Source organism: Aminivibrio sp. (assembly GCF_016756745.1).
Lineage (GTDB): Bacteria > Synergistota > Synergistia > Synergistales > Aminobacteriaceae > Aminivibrio.
In genome coordinates, this window is the sequence record NZ_JAESIH010000044.1 from 40,083 (window position 1) to 55,441 (window position 15,359).

15 protein-coding genes and 7 tRNA genes are annotated in these 15,359 nt (G+C 57.0%); 1 reads left to right on the top strand and 21 read right to left on the bottom strand.

Annotated elements, in window-relative coordinates; genetic code table 11:
• Positions 1-7: 7 nt before the first annotated feature.
• From JMJ95_RS06100 to JMJ95_RS06125, 6 genes are all read right to left on the bottom strand, one after another.
• Positions 8-83 (bottom strand) — tRNA-Arg (locus JMJ95_RS06100).
• Between the two features lie 11 nt (positions 84-94).
• Positions 95-171 (bottom strand) — tRNA-His (locus JMJ95_RS06105).
• Between the two features lie 11 nt (positions 172-182).
• A tRNA-Arg gene (locus JMJ95_RS06110) sits at positions 183-259 on the bottom strand.
• A gap of 8 nt (positions 260-267) precedes the next feature.
• Positions 268-344, bottom strand: a tRNA-Gly gene (locus JMJ95_RS06115).
• 12 nt (positions 345-356) lie between these two features.
• Positions 357-434 (bottom strand) — tRNA-Pro (locus JMJ95_RS06120).
• Between the two features lie 41 nt (positions 435-475).
• A tRNA-Ala gene (locus JMJ95_RS06125) sits at positions 476-550 on the bottom strand.
• Between the two features lie 139 nt (positions 551-689).
• On the opposite strand from JMJ95_RS06125, the gene JMJ95_RS06130 reads away from it, so the two are divergent.
• Entirely contained in the window at positions 690-2,348 is a 1,659-nt protein-coding gene (locus JMJ95_RS06130) for an NFACT family protein (RefSeq protein WP_290683652.1), read from the top strand.
• On the opposite strand, the gene JMJ95_RS06135 is transcribed toward JMJ95_RS06130, so the two are convergent.
• The 15 genes from JMJ95_RS06135 to JMJ95_RS06205 all read right to left on the bottom strand — a co-directional run bounded on the left by JMJ95_RS06135 (position 2,281) and on the right by JMJ95_RS06205 (position 15,350).
• On the bottom strand, positions 2,281-3,276 hold the full coding sequence (locus JMJ95_RS06135) for an RluA family pseudouridine synthase (protein WP_290683654.1): 996 nt from the start codon (positions 3,274-3,276) through the stop codon (positions 2,281-2,283). The genes JMJ95_RS06130 and JMJ95_RS06135 overlap by 68 nt on opposite strands.
• An 18-nt stretch (positions 3,277-3,294) precedes the next feature.
• On the bottom strand, positions 3,295-6,078 hold the full coding sequence (gene ileS, locus JMJ95_RS06140; RefSeq protein WP_290683655.1) for an isoleucine--tRNA ligase: 2,784 nt from the start codon (positions 6,076-6,078) through the stop codon (positions 3,295-3,297).
• Between the two features lie 179 nt (positions 6,079-6,257).
• Positions 6,258-6,761: a DUF1850 domain-containing protein gene (locus JMJ95_RS06145; RefSeq protein WP_290683657.1), complete on the bottom strand. Its 504-nt coding sequence runs from the start codon at positions 6,759-6,761 to the stop codon at positions 6,258-6,260.
• A gap of 42 nt (positions 6,762-6,803) precedes the next feature.
• Positions 6,804-6,879 (bottom strand) — tRNA-Arg (locus tag JMJ95_RS06150).
• A gap of 368 nt (positions 6,880-7,247) precedes the next feature.
• Complete coding sequence (gene ribF / locus JMJ95_RS06155; protein ID WP_290683659.1) at positions 7,248-8,192, bottom strand: riboflavin biosynthesis protein RibF; 945 nt, start codon at positions 8,190-8,192, stop codon at positions 7,248-7,250.
• Complete coding sequence (truB, locus tag JMJ95_RS06160) at positions 8,189-9,106, bottom strand: tRNA pseudouridine(55) synthase TruB (protein WP_290683661.1); 918 nt, start codon at positions 9,104-9,106, stop codon at positions 8,189-8,191. Before truB ends, ribF begins: the two co-directional genes overlap by 4 nt.
• Positions 9,075-10,100, bottom strand: coding sequence for a bifunctional oligoribonuclease/PAP phosphatase NrnA (locus JMJ95_RS06165; protein ID WP_290683664.1), 1,026 nt, complete (start codon positions 10,098-10,100; stop codon positions 9,075-9,077). Before JMJ95_RS06165 ends, truB begins: the two co-directional genes overlap by 32 nt.
• Complete coding sequence (gene rbfA, locus JMJ95_RS06170) at positions 10,097-10,498, bottom strand: 30S ribosome-binding factor RbfA (RefSeq protein WP_290683666.1); 402 nt, start codon at positions 10,496-10,498, stop codon at positions 10,097-10,099. Before rbfA ends, JMJ95_RS06165 begins: the two co-directional genes overlap by 4 nt.
• Entirely contained in the window at positions 10,416-10,790 is a 375-nt protein-coding gene (locus tag JMJ95_RS06175) for a DUF503 domain-containing protein (RefSeq protein WP_290683668.1), read from the bottom strand. Before JMJ95_RS06175 ends, rbfA begins: the two co-directional genes overlap by 83 nt.
• Before the next feature lie 16 nt (positions 10,791-10,806).
• Positions 10,807-12,795 (bottom strand): translation initiation factor IF-2, encoded by a 1,989-nt coding sequence (infB, locus tag JMJ95_RS06180; RefSeq protein WP_290683670.1) that lies wholly within the window; start codon positions 12,793-12,795, stop codon positions 10,807-10,809.
• Positions 12,788-13,126, bottom strand: a complete 339-nt coding sequence (locus JMJ95_RS06185) for a hypothetical protein (RefSeq protein WP_290683672.1) — start codon at positions 13,124-13,126, stop codon at positions 12,788-12,790. The genes infB and JMJ95_RS06185 overlap by 8 nt, the downstream gene beginning before the upstream one ends.
• The gene (locus tag JMJ95_RS06190) at positions 13,123-13,494 is read right to left on the bottom strand and encodes a YlxR family protein (protein ID WP_367153767.1); all 372 of its coding nucleotides are present in this window, start codon (positions 13,492-13,494) and stop codon (positions 13,123-13,125) included. The genes JMJ95_RS06185 and JMJ95_RS06190 overlap by 4 nt, the downstream gene beginning before the upstream one ends.
• Positions 13,418-14,521, bottom strand: coding sequence for a transcription termination factor NusA (gene nusA, locus JMJ95_RS06195; RefSeq protein ID WP_290683674.1), 1,104 nt, complete (start codon positions 14,519-14,521; stop codon positions 13,418-13,420). Before nusA ends, JMJ95_RS06190 begins: the two co-directional genes overlap by 77 nt.
• Entirely contained in the window at positions 14,522-15,037 is a 516-nt protein-coding gene (rimP, locus tag JMJ95_RS06200; RefSeq protein WP_290683676.1) for a ribosome maturation factor RimP, read from the bottom strand.
• A 124-nt stretch (positions 15,038-15,161) separates the two neighbouring features.
• The gene (locus tag JMJ95_RS06205) at positions 15,162-15,350 is read right to left on the bottom strand and encodes a hypothetical protein (RefSeq protein ID WP_290683678.1); all 189 of its coding nucleotides are present in this window, start codon (positions 15,348-15,350) and stop codon (positions 15,162-15,164) included.
• Positions 15,351-15,359 lie beyond the last annotated feature (9 nt).

The window sequence follows — 15,359 nt, forward strand, 5'->3', positions numbered from 1 at the left end:
TCTATAGTGGCGCGCCCGGCAGGATTCGAACCCGCGACCAACAGATCCGAAGTCTGTGACTCTATCCACTGAGCTACGGGCGCTCATTATTAAATGGGGTGAGCGAGGGGACTCGAACCCCCAACATCTGGAGCCACAGTCCAGTGCTCTAACCGATTGAACTACGCTCACCATGCTATCACTGGCGCGCCCGGCAGGATTCGAACCCGCGACCCACGGCTTAGAAGGCCGTTGCTCTGTCCGGCTGAGCTACAGGCGCTTGAATAGTGGAGCGGGAAACGGGATTCGAACCCGCGACCTACGGCTTGGAAGGCCATCGCTCTAGCCAACTGAGCTATTCCCGCACCTTTGCGTCTTGGTCGGGGCGAAAGGATTCGAACCTTCGACCCCCTGCTCCCAAAGCAGGTGCGCTAACCAGACTGCGCTACGCCCCGATATTCTAACCAACTTTTACCGAAACCGCAACAGCAAAATCTGGTGGAGCTGGGGGGATTCGAACCCCCGGCCTCTTCCGTGCGAAGGAAGCGCGCTCCCTCTGCGCTACAGCCCCGGCAGACCAACGGCGATTATTGTAATGAGCGGAAGCCGACTTGTCAAGCGCCGTAAGGTGAGATAATCTAAGATTTTCAAATCAAAACAGTCGGGATAGGTGATGCACAGTGTCCTTCGGACCGGAACTTTTTACGGCCATGACGCGCTCCTTTGAAGAAACGGTCCTTCCGTGCCGGATCGGAAAAATAGAAACAGGGGATACATGGGCCGCGTTCCGGCTCTCCTCCGGAAAGGACCGGTGGCTTCTCTTCTCGTGGAATTCCGGGAGCTACGGCTGTGGGCTCGTTGGAGATGAAGGCGTCGCCTCCCTGAAAAAAACGAGGGGATCCCGGTCTTCCTTCGGCGAGGCCCTGAGAAGAAACTTCCAGAACGCCACGATTTTGTCGGTACACCAGTTGAACGGTGACCGTGTCCTCATATTCCGCGCAGAACGCATTGTGGGGGCAGGATTTCCAGTCCGGCTGTCCCTTGTCTTCGAAGGAACGGAGCGAAACAGCAACCTGATCATCCTGGACGAAAAGGATACCATCCTTGAACCGGCAAAGCATATTCACGGAGACATGAACCGGTACAGGATGATTCTTCCCGGCATTGTCTACACTCCCCCTCCGCCCCTGAAAGGAAAAAGCCTTGAGGAAAACGGGGAACTTAAGGGACCTGAAGATCTGAGGGGACTCAGGGGCATAGGGAAAGGACTTTCCGGACTCCTGGCCCGTTGCTGGGACAGCCGACCGGCGATCTGCTGGAACGGAATGCTGGCACGGCTTCTCAGCGGGGAGGAACGGGGTCTCCTTCTTCAGCGGCATGGAACTCTTCTTACCGTTTTTCCCGAACCGCTCCCTTCCTGCGAGGTGCTTTCAGGGCCTCTTCTGGAACGGTGCGGGGAGGAAGTGCTCTTTTCCTATTTTCTCGGACAGAGGGAACGGATTCTCTCGCAAGTGAAAAAGGCCCTTGAAAAGGAAATCAGGAGCCGAAAACGGCACAAGGAAGGGTTGGAGAACCAGATTCGCCTTTCCGAACGGGGAAGCGAATTCCTGAAGATGGGCAATCTACTTCTTGCAGCAGGCGACCTGGTGCCTCCTCGGGCTGCGGAAATTGAACTGCAGGACTGGGAAACGGGAGAACCCATCCTGGTTCCCCTCGATGAAAAGCTCACGGCCTCCCAGAACGCCGAGAGGTATTTCAGGAAATACAAGAAGGGGAAAGTTGACAGGGAAGCCGTGAAGAAGGCCATCGTGGCCATCGACGAGGGTATCCGCGAGCTTGAAGAACAGCTGGAGGCACTGGAATCCATCGATGATCCGGACCTTCTTTCGGTATCGGCCCGGGACATCCTCGAGTGGCTCGCCCCGAAAAGATCAACGGGAGGCAGGAAGCAAAAGACGCCCCCCCCGCCCCATATCCGGCTGGAAAACGGGGAAGATCTCATTTATATCGGCCTGAACGCACGGGGGAACCGGCACGTCACCTTCAAAATTGCCGCTCCGGCCGATCTCTGGTTCCACGTCCACGAAATACCGGGGGCCCACGTCATTCTCAAGACGGCTGGGAAGGAGACAGTACCGGCAGATTCCTCGGTGGAAATAGCCGCTTCCCTCGCAGCGTGGTTCAGCAGGGCGAAGAATTCGGGAAAAGTCCAGGTGGACTATACGGAAAAGAAAAACGTCCGGTCCATCCCTGGAAGCGCCATCGCCCACGTGACGTATGTCCACCCGAGGACGATCATGGTCAGTCCTGACAGGTGGAAAGAATTTCCCGAAGCTGCCCGGTCAAGGCAGCTGGAAGACAGGATCTGAAGTAGAGCCGATTCCCTGTCTTCGGATGAAGAAAAGAGAGCTTCCAGGAGTGAAGGAAAACCCTGCCTGCGGAAGCTGCCTGTTTTTTGTCGGCACCGTAAAGCGCATCACCTACGATGGGGTGCCCCATGGAACTCAGGTGGACCCGGATCTGGTGCGTTCTGCCCGTGGCGATGATACACTCCAGAAAGGAAAACCCGTTGTGGACCCACAGCCTTCGAAATTCGGTGAGTGCAGGCTTTCCGTCCTCTACCACAGCCATGCGGAGCCTGTTTGACGGGCTTCGTCCTATGGGGGCCTCAATTCGCCCCGACGGGGTTTTTACCCTGCCGTGCACGAGGGTAAGGTACTGTTTCCGGACTTCCCTCAGGCGAAACTGTGTTTGCAGGTTCTCGAGAATTTCCTGCTCCCTGGCGACCACCAGCAGTCCTGACGTGGATGCGTCAAGCCGGTGCACTATCCCCGGGCGGAGGACATTGTTGAAGGAACCGAAATGGCGGAAACGGTGAAGCAGCCCATGCACAAGGGTTCCGTGACGGTTTCCCGGGGCGGGATGGACCACCACCCCGCTCGGCTTGTCGATCACGATCAGCCATTGATCCTCGTAGACCACATCGAAAGGTACCTCCTCCGGCTCCAGATCGAGAGACTCCGGAGGCGGAAGCGTTACTTCCGCCGTTATCCCCGGGACCAATTTCATCCCCGGCTTGGCTTTCTTTTCCGGAAGAAGCCGGACATTTCCGTCTTCCACGAGCTTTCTGGCGAAATTCCTGGTAATCCCCAGTCTGGAGGAAAGAAAGACATCAAGACGAATACCCCGGTATTCCTCTCCGGCAGTAATGGTTTCCGTTACGTTTCCGGCACTTTCGGAAAATTCCCCGCCGTCTTCCGGTAAAGAAGAAGCGGCGGGAAAAAGATCCTCCATCATAAAGAACGACCGGCAGCCTCAGGCGGAAAGGACTGCCGCACACCTCGGACAAAGCCCGTTTTCGTCGCCTTCATCGGTATACTGCCAGCACCTGGGGCATTTTTCTCCTGCGGCTTTATCCACGCCGACACGGATACCTGTTTCTTCATCTTCACGGACCACCGCCATGTCACCGATCGTATCAACCCAGCGAAAGCCTGAGACTATGGAAAAGACCCGGAGATCTTCGTCGGAGAAAAGGGCGGCGGCATCGGGAGCTCCTTTCCGCTCAACCTCCACTCGTGCGTCCAGCGAATGGCCGATGATGCCCGCGCTTCTCGCCTGTTCCAGAATACGGCTCACGGCCGCCCGTACGGAGAGAACTTTCCTCCATTTTTCCTCGAGCTGTTTCCCTTCGGCCACGGCAAAAGTCGCCGGCCAATCGGAGAGGAAAATACTTTCAGGAAGCCCGGGGGCTATTTTCCGCATTTCCTGCCAGACTTCCTCGGCGGTAAAACTGAGGACCGGGGCCAGCATACGGATAACTGCGGAAAGGACAAGCCACATGGCCGTCTGGCCGCTTCTCCTCGATAGGGAATCGGTTCCGTCGGCATACATCCTGTCCTTGCTTGAATCCAGGTAAAAGGCGCTGAGCTCGTTTACGCAGAACTGGTGGATGGCGAAGGTCGGTACGTGGAATTCGTAGTCGTCGTAGGCCAGGCTTGCCTTCTCGATGATGCCGTTGAGCTTCTGCAAGATCCATCGGTCCATCTCCGTCATCTTTTCAAGGGGAACAGAGTGCCGCTCCGGGTCAAACCCCTTCAGGTTGGCGAGGAGGTACCGGGCAGTGTTCCGGATTCTCCGGTAGGATTCGCTCAAATTCTTGATGATTCCCTTGGAGATGCGGATATCGTTCCGGTAGTCCGTGGAGGCCACCCACAGCCTCAGGATGTCCGCCCCGTACTCGTTGATAACCTCCTGGGGGCTGACCACGTTCCCCACGGATTTCGACATTTTCTTTCCGTCTCCGTCCACAATGAATCCGTGGGTGAGCACCTGCTCGTAGGGCGGCCTGCCATACATCCCCACGGAAGTGAGAAGTGATGTCTGGAACCAGCCGCGGTGCTGGTCGCTTCCCTCAAGGTACATGTCGGCGGGCCATTTGAGTTCCGGCCTGACCTTGAGCACGGCAGCGTGGCTCGAGCCTGAATCGAACCACACGTCCATGATGTCCTTCTCCTTGGTAAGGTCCTTGCCGCCGCAATGAGGACAGAAGCAGAGGTCGCCGAGGAGCTCTTCCGGAGTCTTGCTCCACCAGGCGGAGCAGCCTTCCTTCTCCACGTGCTTCTGTACCGCAAGAATCCGGTCCTCAGTGAGGACGGGCTTCCCACAGCCGTTGCAGTAAAATGCAGGTATGGGAACGCCCCAGATCCTCTGTCGGCTGATGCACCAGTCCGACCGGTCGCGAACCATATTGTAGATTCTCTCCTTGCCCCATTCAGGAATCCAGCGCACGTCTTCCTCTATGCACCGGAGGGCTTCGGCGCGAAAATCCGACACGGACACGAACCACTGGTCGGTAGAACGGAAGATGACGGGCTTCTTGCACCTCCAGCAGTGCGGGTAGGAGTGGGAAATGGAGCCCCGGCCGAGAAGTCTTCCGCTCTCCGTCAGGATCTCAAAGATCTTTTCCGATCCCTCCTCGATCGAGAGGCCGTCCACCAGCCCTGTTCCCTGCTTGAAATACCCCTTGTCGTCCACGGGATTGTAGATTTCAATGCCGTATTTCACGCCGGATTCGTAGTCCTCCACGCCGTGGCCGGGAGCGGTGTGGACGCATCCCGTTCCCATGTCGAGAAGGACGTAATCAGCGAGAAGAATGAGTATTTCTCTTTCGGGATAGAAAGGGTGGACCGCTTTCTTCCCTTCGAGCTCCCGTCCCCTGAGCGTCAGGATTTCCTCCCCGAAGGAAAGCCCCGTCTCTTTTTCCACGCTCTCCCGAAGAGCTTTTGCGAAGAGGTATACTTTATCTCCTGAGCGAAAGAAGGAGTACTCATGTTCTCCGCCGACGGCCACCGCCATGCTTGCAGGAAGCGTCCAGGGCGTGGTGGTCCAGACAATGACATTCACGTCCAGCCCCGAGAGGGAGGGGTGAATCTCACCGGCCCCGGGGAGAGAATAGGCGACAAAGATGGACGGAGAGGTCTCGTCCCAGTATTCGATTTCCGCTGCGGCGAGGGCCGTCTGGCAGTCGATGCACCAGTATACGGGCTTCTGCCCCTTGTAGACGAACCCTTTCTTTACCAGTTCCGCGAAGGCCCCGAGCTGGGCCGCCTCGTACTGGGGCTTGAGGGTCATGTAGGGGTTTTCCCAGTCTCCAAGGACACCGAGGCGGATGAACTCCTCCCTTTGCACGTCCCGGAACTTGAGGGCGTATTCAGTGCACTTCTCCCTCAGGAAAACGGGGTCCACGGTATCCTTGTTCACATTCAGCGTCTTGAGAACGTGAAGCTCGATGGGAAGGCCGTGGGTATCCCAGCCGGGAACGTAGGGAGCATAATACCCCTTCATGGCCTTGAACTTGGGGATAAAATCCTTCAGTATCTTGTTGAAGGCGGTGCCGATATGAATATGGCCGTTGGCGTACGGGGGGCCGTCATGAAGCACAAAAGATGGAGCGCCTTCCCTGTTTTTCAGCACTTGTCCAAAAATATCCCGTTCTTTCCAGAATTCAAGGAACCCAGGTTCTCTTTTCGCGAGATTCGCCCTCATGGGAAAATCAGTCTCAGGAAGGTTCAGCGTCTTTTTGTAATCCGTATTCATGCAGCTACCCCCTTGTGTAATAGGCGAAACCGTCCCCTTGTGCCAAGAGGACGGCATAAAAGTCGAGGTTATTTTAGCATAATGGGGAAAAAATCCCCACAAAAGCATTGCCCAAGTTCTTTCCGTGGCAAAGCTCCGGCAAAGCATCGAGAAAGCCCCGTGCAGCGGAATCGGGAGACTCAGAAAAACCCGGACAGCAGCCTGCCGGCGATGCTCATCCTTTCAGCCCGAATCAGCAGAACCCTGCCTGGGAAAAGTCTGAATAATTCTAGCTCTTCGCCGTCTATGATGAGAATATTTCTGCCCGAGGAACTGTCCCCGACACGGTACCGTATAGAGAGAAAGAACGCTCCGCCGCCCTGAACCGTCATCCAGTCCTTGCCAGGAATAAAGCGGCCGTTCTCTGGTGCGGCAGCGGGCAGACCGGCGTTATGTGACCGGATGCGCTCTTCCCACTGGCGAATTCGTCCCCCCATCACCATGTACTCTCCTTCCACGGGAGTTTGCTCTACCGAGTGAATGAACCTGAGAATAAAGGGAAACCCGGGAGGGACGTCCTTGCAGAAGACATCTTCGCCTCTGTCCAGGGAAATCTTCAGAAGGTAGGAGGGAGCCGCCAGGAGGTACAGGAGAAACAACAAAAGAAAGACCACGAGAATCCTTTTGAAAAAGGTTTTCTTCATGGGCTTTCACTCCGTCTCCCTTTCATGATGAAGGGGGGAAAATGGCGAGCCTGGGCCGATTCGAACGGCCGACCTACAGCTTAGGAGGCTGTCGCTCTATCCTCTGAGCTACAGGCCCGCATTCATTCCTTCAGGGCAAAAAAGCCTGCCGCATGCCCCTGTTCCGTGAACAGGGGAAATAGTACCATCCCTCCGGCAAAAATTCAAGCCGAAGGGAAACCAATCCGCAAATTTTTCAGGCAGAGGGAGTGTCGCCGGGCATAAGGTGAATTCGCCCTCCCCGGGGGCGAAGAGATCTCGCTCCGCGCTCCTTGCGGATGAATCCCCTGGGGAAGGGCGCCTGAGGTGAGAGAAACCGACACGGATGTCGGTTTCACAGCCAGGCAACCGGTGAACGCAGGGAGCCGCGGGACTTGCCTGGGCAGTTGTCACGAACAACAATCCCTGCTGTTCTTTGCGGGCACCGCTCTTCCCGCGGTGTCTTTCTCAGCCTCGAAGAACCTTCCCAAGCTGCTCGTAAATATCGTTCCCTTCATGTGCAGCTTCACTGAAAAACCTTCCGGACAGGAGGACATCCTCTTTCATTCTGGTAACGAGCTGCTCCGGCGAATCAAACTTTTCCTCGTCCCGGAGAAACTCCTCGAAAAAAACAGCAATTTTTTTGCCGTACAGTGACCCGTTGTAGCCGATAATGTGCGTTTCCGCCCGTATTCCCCGGTCTTCATGGATGAAGGTGGGGTTCACTCCCACGTTGAGGGCCCCGGGCATCCATCTGGAGTCCACAAACACCGATACGCAGTACACCCCTCTCCTCGGCATCACTTTTTCAGGGGGATAATGAACGTTTGCCGTGGGGAACCCGAGTTTCGCCCCTCTCCCGTCTCCCGGCACCACCGTTCCTTCGAAGAAAAAAGGGTACCCCAGAAGACGCCTCGCCAAGGCAACGGATCCGTGGGCCACATGGCTCCGTATCGAGCTGCTTCCTACCTTCTCCCCGTCGATGAAGAGAGGTTCGGCTTCCTCGAAGAGCCATCCCCTCGTCCGCGACCTTTCCCGGAGGAAGGCTGTATCGCCTTCCCTGTTTCTACCGAAACGGAAGTCCTTCCCCACCACGATGCCCGTAACCGGAAGCAACTCTTCCAGATAGTCCAGAAAATCCGACGGGGGCATCCCGGCAATTTCAGGGGTAAAGGGTATTTTTACCGTTCTCGGTATATGGAGGAAGCGGGCAAGGACATCCCGCTCCGGCTCGGTGAAAAGAACCGGAATTTCCCTGTTTTTAATCACGGTTCTCGGGTGAGGGGAAAAGGTGACCACGCTCCAGTCATCGGCATTTCCCGGTGATATCCGCCCGGCCATGGCTGCCGCAATCTCGAGAAGGCGGCGATGACCAAGGTGAAAACCGTCAAAAGCGCCGAGGATCAGGATCATCGATTCCCCTCCAGCGGAATGTTCATCTTGGGTTCATACAGTCCGCCGGGCAGCAGGGTTCCCCAACTGAACACCCTCTCTCCCAGGACGATGGCCTTCCCCCCGGGGTCGCCGTCTCCCGGAGAAAGAGGTACAAGGCATGAAAGGGGAACGGTCTTCCCCGCAAGTAGGGCGATGTCCGTTCCGGAATCACATGAAAAAGAATAATACTGGACTGCCAGTTCGGAAAGGGACCTGATGTCCCTCGGGAAATCCGTTTCTCCCGACTCCAGCCTGCCAAAGGTAAGGGCATCTTCCTGCCGGAAGCGCCCTATGGAACGTCGTGTGAGGGAGAGGACATATGCCCCGCATTCCAGCGCCCTGCCGATATCCCGGACGATGCTCCGTACGTAGGTCCCCTTACGGCACCGTATGCGAAGGGCGAAGGTGCGGCCGTCGCCGTCTTCCCCGGTGAGGCGGATGGACGAGATGTGCACCGGCCTGGACGAAATAGCCGGGCTTTCACCGGAGCGGGCGATTCTGTGAGCCCTTTCCCCGTTGACCCGGACTGCTGAAATATCGGGAGGTGTCTGGAGGCGGGTTCCGAGAAAGGAAGGAAGAAGGGCGGTCAGCCTGTCGCCGGCATCCGGCGGAACGGGCCCCAAAAAAACAGTGTCCCCGGAAAAGTCGTCGGTGGTCCGTTCTTCTCCCAGCCGGAAACGAACATCGTAGACCTTCGGAAGCCCCATAACAAGGCTGCTTGTCCGGGTCGCCCCTCCAACAAGGAGGACCAGGAGACCTCCAGCCGTGGAATCCAGGGTTCCTCCGTGCCCGACCTTAATCCCTTTTCCAAGGCGCCTGCGAACCGACGCCACGCAGGCCGTGCTGCGGATTCCCTCCGGCTTATCGATCAGAAGCACTCCGCAGAGCGTCATTTTTTTCCTCCAAAAGGGTGGTGAGTGTTTTGACGGCTTCAGACAGGGGAAGAGGAAGCCTGCATCCCGCCGCCTGGGGATGCCCGCCGCCGCCGAAGGCGTGGGCTATTTCCGAGGCGGAAAGGGCACCCCTCGAACGGAGGCTCACCCTGACGCAATCGTCATCCTCCACAAAGAGAACGGCAAAGGAGACGGACCTGACGGTGAGAAGCTCGTTCACCAGGAATTCCGTCTCGGAGGAACTGCTGCCGGTATCCCGAAAATCGGTTTTTTCGATCCAGGTTAGCGCAGCGAAAGAATCGACGGACAGCACTCTTTCAAGGGCCCGTCCTCGAAGACGGAGCCCTCCCATGGTCCGGCTGCATCGAATCAGCTGGTCGATCTTTTCAGGAGCGACGCCGAGCGAAAGAAGGTCCGCAGCGACCTGGTGCGTCCTCGGCGTGGTGCAGGAGAACGCGAAGCTGCCGCAGTCGGTGACTATGGCCGTGTACAGGGCTTCCGCCGCTTCGGAAGGAATAGGAACCCCCCAGCTCCGGAGGAGCAGCCAGCACATTTCCCCCACGGAGGACGACGAAGGATCCACCCATACGGCAGTTCCGAAACCTTCGTTGTCCTGGTGATGGTCGATATTTACAACAGGAACGTCGCCGGAAAGGCCGGAAATGTCTGCGACCGAACGGGCAGCCGTGGACGTGTCAAGAACCACCACCGCGCTGTCCCGGTCGGGACACAGGTCACCCACCAACAGCCCGGGAATGAAACTGTCAGTCCCTGCAAGAAACATGTAACTCTCCGGCACCGGGTCCGGACCTCCCCAGACAACATCCTTTCCCAGGGAGCGGGCCACGGACCACAGGGCGCTCCCGCATCCGAGAGTATCGCCGTCGGGCTTGGTGTGCGAAAGCAGAATCCAGCGGGAAGCACCCGCAAGAAGCGGAATTATTTTTGACGTCTCTTCACACCGGTAAAGGGGAACAGTCCCTTCCATGGTCATTCCTCGCTTTCCGGATAGTCCTCTTTTTCGTCGTCCCTTTCCTCCGGTTCATCCGGCTCGTCGGTCTTCAGCGAGTCCAGCAGCCGGTCCATCATCCTGCCGTACTCCTCGCTGGTGTCCACGTGGAATGAAAGGGCGGGGGTCTGCCTCAGGCCGAGCTGCCTGCCCAGCATCGTCCGCAGAGCCCCTGCCGCGGAGTCCAGGGATTTTTTCACATCGTCCCGGATGGACGGATCCACCGTGGTGAAATACACCCTGGCGTTCTCCAGGTCACGGGAACAGTCCACTTCAGTAATAACGGCATGCTTTGCCGTTTCATTCTTCACCCGCAGTTCCAGAAGAAGCGAAATCTCTCTCTGCATCTGCTTGTTGATTCTTTGCATCCGAAAGCTCGTCATAGCAGGTTACCTCGCGCCAGTGATGAATTATGGAAAACTCCCCGGATTCCTCCTCGCCGCACAGAAAAGAGAAGACCGCTTCAAGCCGTTCTTCCGCCATGGAAGCACCCGATGCAACGGCGGAAACACCAAGAAAGACGTCGGACCTGCTGCCGTCAGGCCCGAGGTCCATGGCCGAAACGTTCCAGCGGCCCCGAATCCGGTCCAGAAGTGACTTCGTCACCCTTCTCCGGTCCTTGACGCTTCTGCTCCCAAGAACAACGAGCGAGACGAAGAGCACCCCCGTGAACAAAGCCGTTTTCTTCCGGCTACGAGAGATGGCGCTTCTCCTCCACGATTTCGTAGGCTTCGAGAATGTCTCCTTCCTCGAAATCCTGATAGTTGGACAGGCTGATCCCGCACTCGTAGCCCGCCGCCACTTCTTTTGCGTCGTCTTTGAACCGTCTGAGATTTGACAGGGAACCGTCCCAGAGGACGATGCCGCTCCGAATGAGCCGAACTTTTGCATTCCGCCGGATAACGCCTTCCAGCACGTAACTTCCCGCGATCTTTCCCGCCTTGGGGACCTTGATGACCTGCCGGATTTCCGCCTGGCCGATGGTGTTCTCCTTTATGGTGGGTTTGAGCATGCCCTCGAGAGCTGCCTTCACGTCGTCAATGGCATCGTAGATGATATTGTAAAGCCGTATCTGGACGCCCTCGGCCTCGGCAATTTTTTTCGCGTTCGCATCGGGACGGACGTTGAAGCCGATGATGACTGCATTGGAAGCTGAGGCGAGCATTACGTCAGATTCCGCGATGCGGCCGACGCCCCTGTGCACAATATTGATGCCGACCTCGTTGGTGGCCATTTTCTCCAGGGAAGCCGCAAGGGCTTCGCTCGATCCCTGGACGTCGCACTTGAGAACCAGATTGAGCTGGGGAATATCCCCTTCCTTGAGCTGGGAATAAAGGTCCTCCAGGCTGAGCTTCCTGGGCACCCCCTGCAGGGCATTTCTCAGTACCTGCTCCCTGGAGCTCAGGGCGTCCCGGGCTATCCTCTCGTTCTCCACGGAGGTGAAAAGCTCACCGGGCTGAGGTACCGTTGCGAGGCCGAGAATCTCCACGGGGGTGCTCGGTCCGGCGCAGTCGATCATTTTTCCTTCCGAGTCGATCATGGCACGAATTTTCCCGCAGGCAGTGTCAAAAAGGAGGATATCACCCTTGCAGAGGGTGCCTTCCTGTACAAGGACAGTCGCCACAGGCCCCTTGCCCTTGTCAAGCTTGGCTTCAACGACCACTCCCCGGGGCTTCACGGTGGGGTCGGCCTTGAGCTCTTCCATCTCCGCCACAAGGAGAATCATCTCGAGGAGCTGAGGTATTCCCTGACCGCTCTTTGCCGATACTTCCACCATGATGGTGTTTCCGCCCCATTCCTCGGGAACGAGACCGATGTCGGAGAGCTGCTGCCGGACCCTGTCCGGCTTGGCGGCAGGCTTATCGATCTTGTTGATGGCCACAATGATGGGAACTCCCGCCGCCTTCGCGTGGTTTATGGCCTCCCTCGTCTGGGGCATCACGCCGTCGTCCGCCGCCACCACAAGAATGGCAATGTCCGTCGCCTGGGCTCCCCTGGCCCGCATGGAGGTGAACGCCTCGTGGCCGGGAGTGTCAAGGAAGACGATTTCCTTTCCGTCGTGCATGACGGTGGAAGCTCCGATGTGCTGGGTGATGCCGCCGGCTTCCCTGGCGGTGATGTTCGTCTTCCGTATGAAGTCGAGCAGGGTGGTTTTGCCGTGGTCGACGTGTCCCATGACGGTGACTATGGGGGGGCGGGGTTCCAAGTGGTCCCCTTGAGACCGGGGTCTCTTGATGACGGTGCAGGTTCCGTCGGCGCCTTCTTTTTCAGTATTGTCTTCGCATGCCATGGTGAGAACCACGTTATAGGCGTCCTGCAGCACTTTCAGGCACTTTTCGTCCACCGGGCTGTCCGCCGGGACCATCAGGCCGGCGGAGATGAGACACTTCACCGCTTCCGCAGGGGAGATACCGATAAGCTGGGCAACCGCCTTGACGGTGGATCCCTTTGAAACCTCGCAAGATTCTGTTTTTATCACGCTGCGCTCCTCTTCCTTTTTTCCAGGCCCTTCCGTGCCGGGAGCTCCCCGGAGGGAATCCTCCACCAGCTGGGCGATATCGTTGTCAATGGAACTCATATGACTCTTTACGTCGACCCCAAGGTCGATCAGAATATTAAGCAGTTCCCTGTTACTTTTGCCGAGCAGTTTGGCCAGCTCATATACCCGGATTTTACTCATTTACGTCTCCCCCTTCCGCAAGCAGTTGCGAAATAGAACGTGCAAAGCCGCTGCGTAACGGTAAAGCAACAACCTTCACATTACCTGAACCGATAGCCGCAGAAAGTTCGCTTCCGGAAATATCCGGCAGAACAGTGATCGTGCTTTTTTCTGCAAACCTCCCATTCTGCAGGGATCGGTAGAAAGACGATTCTCCTTCCGCTGCGAAAAACACCATGAGCGTTTCTCCTCGGGCCAAGGAAGATTTTACTATATCCTGACCAATTTGCAGGACGTTCGCTCTTCGTGCCATGCCGAGAACCGAAAGCAGGGCTTCCTTGCGGTTTTTCACTGCTCCTTTTCCCCCTTGCTTTCAGCTCCGGCAGCCATTTCAAGAAGGGTGTCGTACACACCGGCATCTACTTTCACCCTGAGGGCTTTTGAGAGAGCATCCCTTTTCCTGGCGCTGAGAATGCATTCTTCCTTGAGGCACACGTAAGCTCCCCTCCCGGGAAGCCTGCCGGAAGGGTCTACGGAAACATCTCCCGCAGCGTTGCGGGCTATTCTCAGCATTTCCCTCTTGGGGGACTCCTGCCTGCACCCGACGCAGGTCCTTGGTCGCCGCCGCATCATGGGCGTCCCTCTATTCAGCGCCGCTGTCGTCGATGATGTCCTGGAAAATATCGTGGAGCGTCGGCATTCTCTCCGGTTCCAGGGCATTGATGTCAATTTTCCATCCCGTGAGCCTCGCGGCCAGGCGAACGTTCTGCCCCGCCTTCCCGATGGCGAGGGAAAGCTGGTCAGGCCGCGAAAAAACGGTGACGGCTTTTTCCTGTTCGAGAACGGGCTCGATCTTGACGATCTTCGCGGGGGAAAGGGAGTTCCGGATGTACTGGAGGGGATCGCTGCTCCAGATGATCACGTCCACCTTTTCGCCGCAGAGCTCCTTGCTGACGGACTTGATCCTGGCCCCGCCGTTCCCCACGCAGGCTCCCACGGGATCCACGTTCATGTCGAGAGTCTGGACCGCCACCTTGGCTCTCGCCCCGGCCTCGCGGACGATGTTCTTTATTTCGATAACCCCTTCCTGGATCTCGGGTACTTCCAGCTCAAGAAGCTTTCTCAGCAGGCCGGGATGGGTCCGGGAAACAACGATTCTCGGTCCGCGGGTGGTCTGCCGCACGTCAAGAAGGTAAAACTTGAGCCTTTCGCCTGGGATATACTTCTCGTTCACGATGCGCTCTTCCCTAGGAAGAATCGCTTCGGTGCGGTCGTTGAGGCGGATGAGCACCTGGTCGTTTTCCGATTTGAAGACGACACCGGTGACGAGGTCCCCCACCCGGTCGGAGAACTCCTCGAAAATGATCTGCCGCTCGGCATCCTTCAGCCTCTGCATGATAACCTGCCGGGCGGTCTGGGCCGCAATTCTGCCGAAATTCTCGGGGTTTTTCTCTATGCGGATAAAATCGCCCTCGGCCACGTCCACGAATCCCATGGCCTGGGCATCGGCAAGGGAGATTTCCGTATCCGGCGACACGACGTCCGCCACGATGTGCTTCACTTCACAGATGGAGATATCGCCGTTCTCCGTATCGATATGGACTTCCACATCCTGGTTTCCGCCCTGGTGTTTTTTATATGCCGATATAAGGGCCGCGGTCAGGCTGGAAGCGATAACCTCCTGGGACAGTCCCCTCTCCTTCGTGATCTGGGCCAAAGCGCGGACGAAATCACGCCCAAGCTGCATTTATGAACTCCTCCTTTTGTCCTGCTTCTCCTGTTCCTCAAATACAAGATTGCCTTTTGTTATTGTTTCAAAGGGGATACGGACCGCTTCATCCTCATCCGCCCCTCTGCCTGTCTCGAGCCGCAGAAGAACCGTCCCATCCTCCTCCGCGCCCAGGAGGATGCCGGTAAATCGCTTCTGTCCGCCGATTTCCTGCCTGGTCCTGACCCTGATTTTCTTTCCGGTGAATTTCCGGTAGTCCTCAAGGGTAAAGAGAGGCCGCTCGATCCCGGGGGAACTCACCTCCAGGTAGAACTGGCCCCGGACATAGTCCTCGTTTTCGTCCAGGAAGCGGTTGAGTGCCCTGGAGACCGTTTCGCAGTCCTTGACAAGAATGCCTCCGAGGGAATCAATGTAGACCCTCAGAATTGCCCGTTTCTCTTCATTTCCGAGGGTAACGCCCACACATTCGTAACCGAGCCCCTCGACTATTTTCCTCAGGGCACCGAATTTCTCTTTCCCTCTGTCTTCGTCCATGCCGATCTCTCCCTGCAGGCCTATTAAAAAACAAAGAGTGGGGGAACCCACTCTTTGAAAAGTCTCTCCGAAGAAACACCACATTGAAGTATAGCACATCATTGGGAACAAATACAAATTTCCGCTACAGGCAAAAATCAGAGATGAACTCAGGCCACCACTCATCAATGTTCGCTTTGAAATCCATGGGGTCGTAAGTCGAAAAAATATCCTCCGCGATCGTTTCTTCAACGAGCCCCTGAAGATCGAGCACTCCCATCCACGCATACTCGTCCTGGAAGGTGTTCCGTTCAAAAACCTTCGCTCCCCGCACGGAAGGACC